This is a genomic window from Chitinophaga sp. HK235 (genome assembly GCF_018255755.1).
Lineage (GTDB): Bacteria > Bacteroidota > Bacteroidia > Chitinophagales > Chitinophagaceae > Chitinophaga.
In genome coordinates this window covers 7,367,433-7,382,355 of record NZ_CP073766.1, presented here as the reverse complement: position 1 = coordinate 7,382,355, position 14,923 = coordinate 7,367,433, and the positions used below count along the sequence as shown (strand labels likewise).

Sequence of the window (14,923 nt, the reverse complement as noted above, 5' to 3'; positions counted from 1 at the left end):
CTGGGACTATTGTTTTATTTGAAGATTATAAATGTTTATGTTCTTTCCGCTCTGAGAGGTGACGGTATAATTCCTGGGAGCTGTAAAATCCTCAATATGTCCCAGTACCGGACTTACTTTCGCATACTTCGATTGTGAAGACAATGTAAAACGGATGTTCAGCTGTTTAATATCCACGCCTGCCTTTACGGTGATCATAATAGGGATGGGCGTAACCTTACCGCCGGTAGTGTCTGCCGTTTCAATATTAGTGACCGGATCAGTAATGATTTTGGGTATCACTTTAGTCACCGTCAGCTCTGTTTGTGTGGCATCGTATACTACTACGTCCTGTATCCAGGCCTGATCACTTTTATCACCTATAGGCTGATCATCAGCCTTGGAACAGGCGCTGAACAAAAAAAATATGCTGAGTATAACGAGATATGATATGTATTTCATTTTTGATCTTTTTGTTGGAACGAATAATTACCAGCCTGGATTCTGGGTGAGATTACCATTCTTTAACAGTTCATTGAACGGTATCGGCATATAGTACATGTTGGGGGTAAATACACTGTTTTTCGGATCTACCACAATACGTTCGTATTTCCAGCCATTGCCAGCGGGCGTGATCTTCATACCGGTATAACGACGACCATTCAGCACATCGGGCCTGTCTGCAATCTTCCATCGGCGCAGGTCCCAATAACGTTTCATTTCATAACACAGCTCCACATATCTTTCATTACGGATCAGGTTACGCATGGAGTCCTGCTGTATGTCTGTTCCCAGCGGAACATTAATACCGGCGCGGGCGCGTAATTCGTTGAGCACACCCAGTACGGAATTGTCAGGCCCGGAAGCTTCATTCCTTGCTTCTGCATAACTGAGTAATATCTCTGCATATCTTATTTCAATCCAGTTCTGGTCGCTGCCTTTTCCGGAGCTGTAACCCTTGTTGGTTTCATCTACTCCTTTACGCTGATAATAACCGGTGGTGGTACAGAAACTAAAGCCCAGGCCATTCAGACTGTCTTTGATATGTGTATACTGCGTTCTGCCGCAATATTCGGAGCCGTTGTACACGATAGTCGCATAAAATCTTCTATCTCTGCCGGTATAAGGGTCGTTGGGATCATAGCCGGAGCCCGCCTGAAAAATATTTTTTCCATTGGCCATCGGGAACGCATCTACGAGTTCCTGTAAAGGGCAACGTTTAGGACCAATACCATTGGCGATAGACAGTGGTTTGGCTTGCGCATCCCAGCCATGTTCCTTATCGGGCTTGCTGTATTGTACTTCAAAGATCACTTCCTGGTTACTTTTGTCCAGCATGATCCGGCGCACATCAGGATACAACGAATAAGCTTTCAGGTCTATCACGTCCTGTGCTGCCTTAGCTGCAGCTTCCCATTTTGTTTTATCATTGGTAGTATTATAAAGCTGGCTGGCACAGAATAACAAAGCACGGGCCTTCAGCGCCATGGCAGCGCCTTTGGTAGCACGGCCGCTGGCGGTCTTTCCTTTTTCCGGCAACAATACTGCAGCCTCTTCACACTCCTTTACAATAAACTGATAACATTCATCTACTGTATTTCTTTTAACAGCCAGATCATCGGTCAACTTCTGCGGAGCAGTAATAATCGGTACACCGCCATATCGTTTTACCATGTCGAAATAAGTGATGGCGCGCAGAAATTTAGCTTCTCCCAGATACTGCTTCTTCAGATCATCACTGATGGTGGCTTTCTGTTGTATCCCTTCTATAAACTCATTCGCTTTGCGCACATCATCATAAGCCCAGTAATCAAAATAGCCGGAGGAAGGCGTCCATACGCCGGCCAGGATATTAAATGGATTGCCGGTGCTGGCTCCTATCCTGGTTTCATCACAAATATTATCCACAATAGGCGGGTTCGCATTATCAAAGCCCGGCCTGTTAGCATAAATGTTATTCAGGAAAAGCCTTACCAGATTAGGATCGGTCCAGATGGCATCCTTGTCTACACTGTTGAGGTTCTCTTTTTCCAGCACATTTGAGCAGGAGAAAAATGCCAGTGTCAGCAGCAGGCATCCTGTTATATAAAGCGTCTGTTTCATCATGCTGTTATTAGAAGGTTAGATTTACACCGATGTTGTAGTTCTTTTGCTGAGGATAGTAGTTTCCTTTGCCTGCAGTAGATTCCGGGTCAAATAGTTTGAACTGGTCGATGGTGAATACATTCAGGCCGGAAGCGTATATGCGTAACCGTTCTATGCCACGCAACAGCTGCTTGGGAATGGTATAACCCAGTTCAAAGGATTTCAGGCGCACATATCCCGTTTTTTTCAGCCAGAAATCTGAATCACGGTCGTTGTTGGAATTACGGTCGAGGTAAGCACGCGGATAGGCGGCACCGGGATTATCAGGGGTCCAGTAGTCCAGCAGGTAAGCGAAGCTGTTGGAGTTGCCACCATTGTCAAACATATTGCGGCCGGTACCGGAGAGCATCATATTGCTTTTGAAGGCGCCCTGAAAAAGCATACCGAGGTCAAAGCCTTTCCAGTCGGCGCTGATATACAGGCCCAGTATAACTTTGGGCGTGGAGCCATCGTAAGAAAGAACGGTCATGTCGTAATCATCTACCATGCCGTCGCCGTTCAGATCCAGGTATTTGATATCGCCTGGTTGCGCGGTGTTTTTGGCATATTGCACCGGGGAATTGTATACCTCTTTGGCTGACTGGAACAAACCATCTGAACGAAGGCCGTAGATGTAGTCGATAGGTTTACCCTTGCGTTTTCTATAGAATGGCGTATTGTCTCCTTCATCCAGTACTATCACGGTGTTGTGTGCATAAGAGCCGTTGGCTTTGATGAAGTAATTGAGTTTTCCGATGTTACCGCGGTGGTTTACGGATACTTCAAAACCGGTATTGTCTACTACAGCATAGTTTTCATCCGGCAGCTGTCGGCCGAAGGTGCCGGGTACGGAGGCGGTGCGCGGACGCAGGATATCAGAAGTACGTTTGTAGAAATAGTCTGCTTCAAATCCAAGCTTTCCTTTGAATAACAAAGCTTCCAGACCAATATCTGTTGTTTTTGCTTTTTCCCAGGTGATGTTGAGATTGGGATAAGGACCGTAGATAACCGACTGGTCTACCTTACCGTCGAATACAGCTGGTTTATCGAAAGTATAGTAGTCATTATACTGGAAGTTGGGCACTCTATCGTTGCCGAGCACACCATACGAAGCGCGCAGCTTCAGGTTATCCACGAAACGTAATGCATTGGAATTTTTAAAGAAGTTTTCTTCTGAGATGCGCCAGCCGGCGGATACTGCGGGAAAGAAGCCATAACGGCGTCCTTTCGGGAAGTTGGCGGAACCATCATAACGGAAAGAAGTCTCGAGCAGATAACGCGCATCATAGTCGTAACTAACCCTGCCCACATAACTTCTGCGGCCTGTTTCGGCGGCATATCCGTCGTTATTGCGGTCGATGGCGCCACCGGCACCCAGCTGGTCTACGAGGATACTGGGATAGTTGGTACGATAAGCATTGAAGGTATCTGCTACAGAAGTAAATTGTTCATACAACAACAGACCGCTGAGGTTATGTCTTCCGAAGTTGCGTGTATAGTTAAGTGCCAGGTTTACAGTAGAACCACTGTTTTGTTCCATGGCTTGTGACAACTCTGTTTTAGTGAGATTCTTACCTACTGTTTTAGTGGAAATCACTTTACCGCTGGCATCGAGATCGTACATGGTGTACGGCACATCGAATTCTTTTCTGAAATTATTGTTTTTGTTGTAGTTGTATCTACCGGTAATATTCAGTCCTTTGGTGATGACATTCAGGTCTTGTTTGAAGCTGATGGTACCGAAGAAAGTGCTGAGTTCATTGCGCATATAACCTTTGCTGTTGATTTCTTCCACAGGATGTTCACCGGTGGTATTTTTCGGTGTGCCGTCAGGGTTATAGGCGTTGAAAACAGGTTTCTGACGGATCACATGCCCGAAGATGGTGGCATCGGTAAATTCAGGGCTCCGGTTTTTACCGATACGGCCATCGATGTCTACGGTAATGGTAAGGGTTTTGTTGATTCTTGCATCTACGTTGGATCGGAAACTGTAACGGTTATACGAAATATTGTTATACATGCCATCCTGGCTCAGGTAGCCGCCGGAGAAAAAGTATTTGATATTTTCAGAGCCGCCGTCGATGGTGAGGTTGTGTTGTGTTTGCATCGATGTTTTGCGGAAAGAGGCGGCATACCAGTCGGTACCTACTTTACCGCTCCGGAAGTCGGCCATTTGATCTGCTGTATAGAACAGCGGGGCAAACTGCGGTTTGCTGGGATCCTGGCCGGCATTGATACGGGCGGCATTGTTGGTTTGCGCATATTCATAGGCCGACATCAGTTTAGGATAGCGGGTAGGTTGTTGTACGCCTGCGTAGCCGGAGTAGTTGAACTTCGGCTTACCAGTATGTCCGCGACGGGTGGTTACCAGCACTACTCCGTTGGCCGCGCGGGCGCCGTATACGGCGGCTGCGGCGGCATCTTTGAGGATGGTCACACTTTCCACTTCATTAGGGTCCAGCTGATCAAAAGGCCGTACTACACCGTCTACTACGATCAGCGCATCATTGTTGCCCCAGGTGCTTTTACCACGGATAGAGATGCTGGAACCTGCACCGGGCTTACCGGAAGTATTCTGTGCAATTAAGCCAGGCATCAGGCCTACCAGGGCATTGCTCAGATTGGAGGTAGGGGCCTGCTTCAGTTCTTTGGTATTTATGGTGGCTACGGCACCGGTGATGCTTGTTTTTTTCTGGGTACCATAACCTACCACCACGATCTCATTCATATCGGTGGCTGCCAGTTCCATTTTGATGCGGACATTACCCGCCGCGGCCACCGGCACTTCCTGTGTTACATAACCGATCAGTTTAAACACCAGGATACCGGCGTTATCAGGGACTTCCAGCTGGTAATGCCCGGTAGGATCGGTGAGCACGCCTTTGTTGCTGCCTTTCAGGATTACGGCTACACCTGGTAATCCTTCTCCTTTGGCATCGGTAACGGTACCTTTTATGATATGGCCTGGTGGCACTGCTGTCAAGGGTTCTGGTCCTGGCGGTGCTGTGGCCGGCATACCTACAGGTGGCACCTCACCTGGCTTTAGCCTGGATAATACGATCATCCCGTTGGATATTTCATAACCGATGCCTTCCGGTGTCAGCATTTTATTGAGCAACGATGCCAGTTTCCACTGGCGCCCTTCTATAGTTACCTGTTTGCTGGCGGGCACGATATTGCGGCTGTATACAAATTTTACCGGCACAATATGTTCGAGTGCTGTCAGCATATCTTCCAGGCTACTGCTTTGGGCAGACAGGTTCACGGTTTTGTCCAGTACCGATTGTCCTTTCGTGCTGCCGGCATAGGTCACTCCCGTCAATACAAATGAAAGAAACAGTTGGCTTAAAGTTATTTTCATAACCGGATGTAGTCTTAAAAGAAATTGTAAATGAAATTTCATAGTTTTAATTGTTTCATTTTCCTTTAAATGGGACAAAGCAAAGCTGTTATCACCTGTAAACAGGCGATTCAGTGTTAGCTCAGGAGTGCTGGTACCACTCCTGGGCTTTTTTATGTGAAGGCTTTTTATTTTTTCATATCACGGGAATTTGTCTGGTTCTTTTCCAGTATGATGCTGTTTCCTTTGATCTCATAGTGGGCATCCAGCGACTTCTCCAGCATCTCCAGTATAGCAGCGAGGTGCATACCTGTAAAATCTGCTTTCAGGAAATAATGGGCCAGAGCGGTATCGCCGACAGCGATATCTACCGCAAATCTCTCATTGAGTGCCTGGATAATCGTGTATACTTTTACGTTATCAAAGTTCAGGTGACTGCCTTCCCAGATACTGGGTGCGGCCAATGTAAGACTGTCTCTGACGATACGGCTGCCATCATAGGTAATACGTTGTGCTGGTTGCAATACGGCTGCTGTTTTTTTTGTTGCCGGCTCTTCCACCGCTACTTTACCGGTAATAACGGTCACCTCTGTACGATTACCCAGCATCTTTACGCTGAAGCTGGTGCCCAGCACACGTGTTGTCAGCCCTCCTGCTTCCACTGTAAAAGGCAGGGAAGGCCGGGTGGCCACGTCGAAGAATACTTCTCCGGTCATGGATACACGACGATGTTGACTACCAAAATCATCAGCGTACAACAAACGTGCGCCTGGTTTCAGCCATACAATGGTACCATCAGACAATTGATACTGGCGGATGTTGGTGGAAGTGTTGGAAATTGCCTGCATAGGAAGTTGGCCGGTAGGAGTACTGCGATCTCTGGAAAACCAGTAGTAGCCGGCTCCCCATAGTACAAGCACCACAGCGGCTGCCTGCAGTACACGGTACAATACTTTCAGGTGTTTTCGGGATACAGGTGCCTGGTCCGTTTGCTGCAAAACCCGGTCCAGCATCCGCTGGCCCAGGGCGGTCTGCTCTGCTGCCGACAGCTCCTGCAACGGATCTGCAGCTCCTTCAAAAGAGGCATACCATTGCTGTATCTGCAAGACTTCTGCTTCAGTGCATTGTCCGTCCAGGTATTTCCGGATCAGTTCAGGTGGTGGAATATCGATTTCTTTCATAACGTTTACAGGTACACGTACTGTCGTACATGCTCTTATAGAGATAGACAGGTAAGTAAGAAAGAACCCTGAGTGCTGATGAAAATATTTTTTCAGGAGAAGAAATTACTACAGAAAAAGGCTTACCAGGGCATCTTTCAATTGCCCTTTCAGTATCTTCAAAGCCTTTGTGAGATGGCTTTCTACTGTTTTCTCAGAAATCTGCATCCGTACTGCGATCTCCCGGTTGGGAATATGTTGCTGCCGGCTCATCACATATACTTCCCGGCATTTGGAGGGTAGTCTGGCCACCTGTTTGGCCAGCAGCCCCGATAAATCGTTGCTGTTGATAGCCTCTTCCATGGAATGATCCTGCTCGGTGGCAGTGGCTTTCAATTGTTCACGGTATCTTTTGCGTACGTCTTCCTTTTCAAAATGATTCAGTACCTGATTACGGATTGAAGTATACAGATAAGCCTGCAAGGATACATTAACCTGTAATAACGAGCGGTTCATCCACAAACCAGTGAACAGATCCTGTATCATCTCTTCTGCCAGCTCTCTGGATTTCACCCGCCTGGAAGCAGCCGTATAAAGCCCCTGCCAGTAACGCTGGTAGATCTCTACAAAAGCAGCAGTACTTTCTTCCCTGAGAAGCGCTAACAACTCATCATCTGTATATCGCTCCATTTTCCCCATATTTCACTATTAAAATCCCGGTTGAAATGTTTTGGTTGTGCAAACAAAATAGGGAAAATTAACAACTAATTTACCCCACACATTTAGGGTATGTCACCAACCACAGCCATCATGGCCTAACTCAATAGAAACAAGTGAAAATTGCGTCAGAAAATAACAAAATGATACAGCCCCCAGGGCTGAAGCCCTGGGCTATAGTCGTAAATCCAAACACCCCGTCTTAGATCATCAACAAATATAGCCCAGGGCTTCAGCCCTGGGATCATGGTAAATATGGACGCAGCAATGCAGCAATAAAAGTAAGGTGATGGTTATCATGCTCTGCAACAAAGTACAGGAAATCGGCCAGCGAAAGCTCTTGTCCCAACCGGGGATGCAGGGATCTCTTCTCCAGTACTGCTGGCGGAAAATGTTCCACTCTTTTGATAAAATTATCTCTGACCTGCCGGAAGTGGTATATCATTTCATTGATAGGATACTGATTGTGATGAGCGGCCCAGGTGGCTTTGTTATCAGGATCTCCCGGGCGTAGTTCATGCCCTGCCTGCAAATCCTCCAGCCTGCTGTCATGCAGGATCTCTATATCAGACAGATGCCCGATATGCTCCTTCGCAGACCATTTGCCTCCCTCCCGGATCTCCATCAGGTCTTCTGATACCAGTACGGTCATTTCGTCCAGCCGGGGCGCTGTAGCGCGCAGACGCTCAAGAAAAAAAGGAATGTAGGCAGGAGTATGCCCAAACTGAAAACGATGCTCCGACCATTTCAAAAGTTCCATAACAAACCATTTATCGGATTCTTTGAAGAGGTTCTCATTTACTGTAACGCCTTGCAAAGGGAATTGTTGCTTCCTCCGGCCAGCAGCATCTTCCGTTCATATATTTTTTCTGACGGATATAAGCGGATGATCTAAATTAGCCGGGCAAACAAACTCCAAAATCAATCGCTTTTATGAGAAAATTAATCCCTGCGCTGCTGATGCTGGCATCCCTGCATTCATATGCTCAAACCACCCCACCTACCCCAACGCTGAAGTCTGTCTTATTAACACAACTGAAAAGTACACACAACGTAAAAAACTGGTTCGTGCCGGCCAATGATGCCGTAGCCGGACTTACGGCTGAACAGGCCAACTGGAAAGACAGTAGCGGCAACCATTCTATCGGGCAACTGGTACAACATCTGGCCTTCTGGAATGAAAAAGGGCTGAACCATTTACAGGGAAAAAAAGAGAAACCTTATACCGGCACCAACGATGCAACTTTTGCTGATGTGGACAACAACAGCTGGGACCTGGCAGTAAAAAAGATGGACAGTGTGCTCACGGCCCTCGAGCAATTTGTGGAAAAGGCAGATGAGAAAACACTGGCTGCCTCCGCAGCAACCATTGCCGATATCTCTACCCATAACGCCTATCATACCGGACAGATCTTATATGTTCGCAAACAACAAGGTTCCTGGAACCCCGCAAATGGTGTGAAGTAGGGGAATCCCCTACTCCACACCTGTTCCTTACAGCCAGCTGTGAAAACGCTTGATAAACCAGTTCTTCACCAGCTGGGTTAACACACAATAGCTGACAAGTATTCCAATCAGGAAAGGAAAATATTGCATAGGCAGGGGTTGCATCCGCAGTGCGCCAGCCAGCGGAGAAAACGGCAACAGCATGCCAATGGCCATCACCAGCGTAGTCAGTGCCAGCACTGGCGCGGTGGCCCAGCTCTGTAAAAACGGAATTTTACGAGTACGGATCATATGCACGATCAATGTCTGTGACAACAATCCTTCTATAAACCAGCCACTCTGGAAAAAAGCCTGATGCTCCGGCGTGTTGGCTTTGAAAAAATAAAACAGCAAGGCAAATGTCGCATAGTCAAAAACAGAACTGATAGGCCCTATAAAAACCATGAACCGCGCAATACCAGACGCATCCCACTTTTTAGGCTCATCAATGTATTCCTTGTCCATACGATCCCAGGGGATGGATATCTGGGAGATATCATACAACAGGTTCTGCACCAGCAACTGAATAGGCAGCATCGGCAGGAAAGGCAGGAAAGCGCTCGCTCCCAGCATACTGAACATATTCCCGAAATTGCTGCTGGCCGTCATTTTGATATACTTGATGATATTACCGAAAGTCCTTCTGCCATAAATCACACCTTTGCGCAATACGGTGAGGTCTTTTTCCAGCAGAATAATATCAGCACTTTCCTTGGCTATATCTGTGGCGGTGTCTACGGAAATTCCCACATCTGCTTCGCGCAGCGCCGCCGCATCGTTAATACCATCTCCCATAAAACCAACAGTATGACCTTTTGCCTGCAACACTTTCACCACACGGGTTTTCTGTACCGGACTCAGTTTGGCGAAAATGCTGATGTGGTCTATTTCGCGGGTCAGTTCTGCATCGGAGATACCATCCAGTTCCGGGCCCAGCAAAATATTGTTGATAGGGATCCCTACATCACGACATATTTTTTTGGTGACGATCTCGTTGTCTCCTGTCAGCACTTTCAGCGATACGCCCAGCTGATGCAGCGCTTCAATGGAAGGCTTTGCAGAAGGTTTGGCAGGGTCCAGAAAACCAATAAATCCTGTCAATATCATATCGCATTCATCGGCTACTCCGTAAGTCAGTGCACGGCTGTCAAACTCCTTGATGGCTACCAGCAGCACCCGCAGCCCTTCTTCATTCAGCTTGCGGGAAACATTGAGAATGTACCGGCGCATCGCTTCATCCAACACCATCACCTTATCATTCTCAATGTGCAGTTCCTTATCTTCTCCGGGGTTAAAAGCATATGAACAAAGGGCCAGCATTTCTTCCACCGCACCTTTGCAGATCAGCAGGTGTTTGCCATTGCGCTGCTGCAGGATGACAGACATACGGCGGCGCTGAAAGTCGAATGGTATTTCATCTATTTTGGTAAAACGATCATCTGCCTGCAGATGCTCATGCACTTCCACATGTTCCAGCACGGCCTGGTCCAGCAGATTTTTCAGCCCGGTCTGATGATAACTGTTGAGATAAGCCCATTTCAACACTTCTTCATCTTCTTCACCCAATACGTTAAGATGTCTTTCCAGCACAATTTTATCAATCGTGAGTGTACCTGTTTTGTCGGTGCATAAAATGTCCATCGCACCGATGTTCTGAATGGCGTTGAGCCTTTTTACGATCACTTTTCTTTTGCTCATGCTCACCGCTCCCTTGGCCAGGTTAGCAGTTACGATCATGGGCAGCATTTCGGGTGTCAGTCCAACGGCAACGGCTATAGCAAAAAGTAATGCTTCTATCCAGTCATGTTTTACCATGCCGTTGATCACAAAAATGAGCGGCACCATCACCAGCATAAATCGGATCAACAGCCAGCTGACACTGTTAACACCTTTATCGAAGCTGGTTTCAGCCCTTTTGCCGGTGAGTGTTTTACTGAAAGAACCGAAATAGGTTTGGTCGCCGGTATTGATAGCGATAGCGGTAGCTGCGCCACTGACTACGTTGGTGCCCATGTAGCAGATGTTTTCCAGCTCAAAGGGCATACGCCTTTCGGCGTCTGCAATACTGAACTCCTGCTTTTCCAGAGGGAGTGCTTCTCCACTAAGCATTGCCTGGCTCACAAACAGGTCTTTGGATTGTAGTACCCGGCAATCTGCAGGTATCATATCGCCGGCAGACAGCTGGAAAATATCGCCTGGTACTATTTCCCGGATCGGGATCTCTTTGCTGCCGTTGGCATGTCTTAATACCAGCGCGGTGGTTTTCACCATGCTCTGCAGTTTCTCTGCGGCCCTGTTGCTGCGGTATTCCTGCCAGAAACGCAATACAGAGCTGAGCACTACCATTACCCCTACCACCATCACGGTCTTATAGTCACGGTCGCCGGGAGCGGCCAGAAACACATCCATGATCAGGGATATGATAGCGATCACGATCAGTACGCCGATAAAGGGATTGATAAAAGCCTGCAGCAGCTGCTTGTACCAGGCCGGTGATTTGATATGCGTCACTTCATTAAGACCAAAGAGCTTACGTTTGGTTTGTACCTGGCTGTCTGTAAGCCCTCCTTCCTGGCTGTCCAGTATACCCATACTGGTAGCCCTGTCGCTCCTGGCCACGTGGCGGAGCTTTTTGGCTGCAATAACATTAAATCCGTCTGCTGTTACCTGTGTGGTAAAGGGGATATGCCGCCTGATTCTGCCTGCTGCTGTTTTAATCATTGTCGTAAAGAGTTTAATGGTCAGCTAAGGCGGCCTGGATAAAAGGACACCTCAGCTTCTGTAACCGGTGTTTCCGGGTCCTGAGTCCATATGATACATGTTTGTTGACAACAACAAAATTAAAACAGCCCCGTTAAGAGAATGGTTAGAAGTTCTTTAGAAAAAAATTAGAAATTCATTAGAACGCCTCCTGCCTGAAAATGAACAATGCATTGTACAAAACCGGACAATCGGAATGATTACATTTACATCAGCATATTGATAATCAACTACTATAACAAATGGCATTCTGCTTGTGCCAGCCAGTAGGCCATATTGTTTAAAAATGTTTACCCATGCTCAGCAACTACTGTAGGATTGCATTCAGAAATCTGTGGAAATACAAAGGTTTTTCAGCCATCAATATTGCCGGCCTCACCCTCGGTATAGCCAGCAGCCTGCTGATCCTGTTATGGGTACAGTACGAAAAGTCGGTAGATGCCTTTCATGTCAACAATGACCGGCTTTACAAAGTATATGAACGTGAATATTATGATGGCAAAGTAGATGGTAATTATGAAACGCCAGGCCCCATGGCAGAAGAACTCAAAAAAATATTCCCGGAAGTGGAATATGCTGCCTCCATGCAATATCAGAATAAAACTTATACCCTGAAGGCCGGCAACAAAATACTGAAGGCAGAAGGTAATGCTGCAGGAAAGGACTGGTTCAAAATGTTCAGTTATCCGCTGCTCGCTGGTAACTCTGACAAGGTACTGACTGATCCTAAAGGAATCGTGCTTTGCCGCAGCCTGGCGGAAAAGCTCTTTAGCAGTGCTGAAGCAGCTATGGGCCAAACAGTCCGTTGTGAAAACATGGCTGATTACATAGTCACCGGCGTATACGCCGATCTGCCACCCAACGTCTCTCATCGTTATGACTATCTCATCAGCTGGCAGGCTTTCCTGCAGCAACATCCTTTTGCCACGCAATGGATCAACAGCGGCCCGTTCACATACATTCAGCTGAAAGCCGGTGCCAGCGCCACCTTGCTGGAGCAAAAACTAAAACATCTCATCAGGAATTATACGGATAAAGATAAAAACGGTTACACCGTAGAATATGGATTACAGCCTTTCCGCGATGTTTACCTGCATGATAAATTTAAAAACGGCATCATCAGTGGCGGTAGAATTGAGTATGTACAGTTGTTTTCACTGGTGGCCATTTTTATACTGCTGATCGCCTGCATCAATTTTATGAACCTCTCAACAGCCCGCTCTATTAAAAGAGCCCGGGAGATCGGTGTACGTAAAGTAAATGGAGCCGGCAGAACAGCACTGGTCCTGCAATTTCTCGGAGAAGCCCTGTTGCTCACCCTGCTCGCAGCACTACTGGCCCTGATACTGGTATCAATGGTATTACCAGCGTTTAATGCACTCACCGGCTATCAGATAAAAATTCCCTATGATAACCGGATATTCTGGACACAGCTGTTTGCCCTTGTACTGACCACTGGTATCCTCGCAGGCTGTTACCCGGCAATACTGTTATCTTCATTCAATCCACTGCAGGTATTAAAAGGCTCACACCTTCCAGGTACCCGCACCCATCTCTTGCGGAAAGGACTCGTCGTATTTCAGTTTGTATTGTCCATGATACTGATCATCGGCACCTTGGTGGTTTCAAAACAGATCAGTTATATACAAACCCGCAACCTGGGTTATGACAGAACCAACCTGCTGATGATTCCCCTGGAAGGCGGACTGCTGGCCAACTTCAACGTATTCAAAGACCAAGCCCTGCAAACACCCGCTATAACAGAAGTGTCACAGCTTTCAGATACGCCCACCCTCCTGGACCAGTCTACCACCACTGTTACATGGCCGGGAAAACAGGCCAGCAACCTGTTTCCTTTTTTTGTTTCCCACTCAGGCTATGATTTCGTAAAAACCATGAAACTCCGGCTAACAGGCGGAAGAGATTTTTCACCAGAGTATCCGTCGGATTCCACAGCCTGTATCCTGAACGAGACAGCTGTCAGAAAAATAGGCTTTATCAATCCTGTTGGAAAGAGTATTACTTTATGGGGTATTAAAAGGCAGATAGTAGGCGTGATCAGGGATTTTAATTTTAAGCCACTGCACGAACCGATACAGCCCATGATCATCGTACCAGAGCTGAAACATAATAGCAACATCCTGGTCCGTATACAGCCAGGACAAACCGAAGTCGCGTTAAAAAAAGTAGCTGCATTATGTAAGCAGTTGAACCCATCCTTCCCTTTCAGCTACCGGTTTATAAATGATGATTATAACAAACAGTATGTCAGTGAAACTATTGTGGGAAAACTCTCCGGCCTCTTTGCCGGACTGGCCATCATTATTGCCTGTCTGGGGTTGTTGGGACTAACGATGTTTACAACAGAACAACGCACTCGCGAAATAGGTATCCGGAAAGTGCTGGGTGCCAGTGTAGGTGCTATATTCCGTTTACTGTCCTTCAATTATCTTGGACTGATATTGATCTCGATGGTGATTGCCTGTCCGCTGGCCTGGTATGTGATGCATCAGTGGCTCAGCAACTACGCCTACAGCACCACCCTTCACTGGTGGATATTTGCAATAGCGGGTCTGATCGTACTGATGATCGCCTTACTGATGATCAGCTTTCAGACTATCAAAGCCGCTATTGCAAATCCGGTGAAAAGTCTGCGGACAGAATAATCTTAATTATTTTCTGGCCAGCTTTAATTCCTGGTAAAGATCATTATGTGATACAGCAGTGATACCGTCATGCTCCTCAGAACTGCTGAAAATAATATGAGCCCTTAACACCAGCGTATCTCCGGCCCAGGCAATTTTATAAGTGGCAGGAATACTCTTAGACAACTGACCGGTTGATGATGGCACAGAACTAACAACACCCTCGATACGTACAGAATCTGTTCCTATCATGTTATACTTACCATTGCTGCTCATAGGAGGTATAGTCAGCGGCCAGGATTCATTCATATCCCTGAAAAGCACGCCATCAATATAAGCGCGCACTCTCACCTTGGTATCCAGTGAATAACCGATATTATTGGATGCCACAGTAGTTTCTTCAAAAGTAACAGTTCCACTATTGTTGAAAGTGGTATAATCCATATCTATTATACCTCTCATCGCCTGCCCCTCTATGTTGGATTCGGAAACAGTCTGTCCGTTAATCTTCATACCGGCATATTTCCAGACACCCGTCAGCTTATTGGAACCGGAAGGTGATGTTGGCGTGGTGGGTGTTGTTTCAGGATCAGGATCAGGGCCAGCCATAGGCTCTTTGGAACAGGAAACAGCCATTACGGCCAGGAACGCAGACAGGAACAGATAGGTACGGGTCATTTTCGGTATTTTTTAATAACAATACATAAAAGTAA

At 46.9% G+C, this 14,923-nt stretch carries 10 protein-coding genes; 2 read left to right on the top strand and 8 right to left on the bottom strand.

The genetic code is table 11. The annotated features are described in order from the left end of the window. Nucleotides 1-6 precede the first annotated feature (6 nt). From KD145_RS28375 to KD145_RS28350, 6 genes are all read right to left on the bottom strand, one after another. On the bottom strand, nucleotides 7-441 hold the full coding sequence (locus KD145_RS28375) for a hypothetical protein (protein ID WP_212003175.1): 435 nt from the start codon (nucleotides 439-441) through the stop codon (nucleotides 7-9). A gap of 27 nt (nucleotides 442-468) precedes the next feature. Further along, nucleotides 469-2,085: a RagB/SusD family nutrient uptake outer membrane protein gene (locus KD145_RS28370; RefSeq protein WP_212003174.1), complete on the bottom strand. Its 1,617-nt coding sequence runs from the start codon at nucleotides 2,083-2,085 to the stop codon at nucleotides 469-471. A 7-nt stretch (nucleotides 2,086-2,092) separates the two neighbouring features. Further along, on the bottom strand, nucleotides 2,093-5,464 hold the full coding sequence (locus tag KD145_RS28365; RefSeq protein WP_212003173.1) for a TonB-dependent receptor: 3,372 nt from the start codon (nucleotides 5,462-5,464) through the stop codon (nucleotides 2,093-2,095). A gap of 167 nt (nucleotides 5,465-5,631) precedes the next feature. Further along, nucleotides 5,632-6,624, bottom strand: a complete 993-nt coding sequence (locus KD145_RS28360; protein ID WP_212003172.1) for a FecR family protein — start codon at nucleotides 6,622-6,624, stop codon at nucleotides 5,632-5,634. A 108-nt stretch (nucleotides 6,625-6,732) separates the two neighbouring features. Continuing rightward, a complete protein-coding gene (locus tag KD145_RS28355; RefSeq protein WP_212003171.1) occupies nucleotides 6,733-7,293 on the bottom strand; it encodes an RNA polymerase sigma-70 factor in 561 nt (186 codons plus the stop codon). A 271-nt stretch (nucleotides 7,294-7,564) separates the two neighbouring features. After that, complete coding sequence (locus KD145_RS28350) at nucleotides 7,565-8,080, bottom strand: DinB family protein (protein WP_212003170.1); 516 nt, start codon at nucleotides 8,078-8,080, stop codon at nucleotides 7,565-7,567. A gap of 173 nt (nucleotides 8,081-8,253) precedes the next feature. Here KD145_RS28350 and KD145_RS28345 point away from each other — a divergent pair, with 173 nt between their 5' ends. Continuing rightward, nucleotides 8,254-8,787 (top strand): DinB family protein, encoded by a 534-nt coding sequence (locus tag KD145_RS28345; protein WP_212003169.1) that lies wholly within the window; start codon nucleotides 8,254-8,256, stop codon nucleotides 8,785-8,787. A 27-nt stretch (nucleotides 8,788-8,814) separates the two neighbouring features. On the opposite strand, the gene mgtA is transcribed toward KD145_RS28345, so the two are convergent. After that, nucleotides 8,815-11,526, bottom strand: a complete 2,712-nt coding sequence (mgtA, locus tag KD145_RS28340; protein ID WP_212003168.1) for a magnesium-translocating P-type ATPase — start codon at nucleotides 11,524-11,526, stop codon at nucleotides 8,815-8,817. A gap of 335 nt (nucleotides 11,527-11,861) precedes the next feature. Between mgtA and KD145_RS28335 the strand changes: the two genes are divergently transcribed. Then, the gene (locus KD145_RS28335) at nucleotides 11,862-14,231 is read left to right on the top strand and encodes an ABC transporter permease (protein ID WP_212003167.1); all 2,370 of its coding nucleotides are present in this window, start codon (nucleotides 11,862-11,864) and stop codon (nucleotides 14,229-14,231) included. 6 nt (nucleotides 14,232-14,237) lie between these two features. Here KD145_RS28335 and KD145_RS28330 read toward each other — a convergent pair whose 3' ends face one another. Continuing rightward, on the bottom strand, nucleotides 14,238-14,888 hold the full coding sequence (locus tag KD145_RS28330; RefSeq protein ID WP_212003166.1) for a hypothetical protein: 651 nt from the start codon (nucleotides 14,886-14,888) through the stop codon (nucleotides 14,238-14,240). Nucleotides 14,889-14,923: the final 35 nt, after the last annotated feature.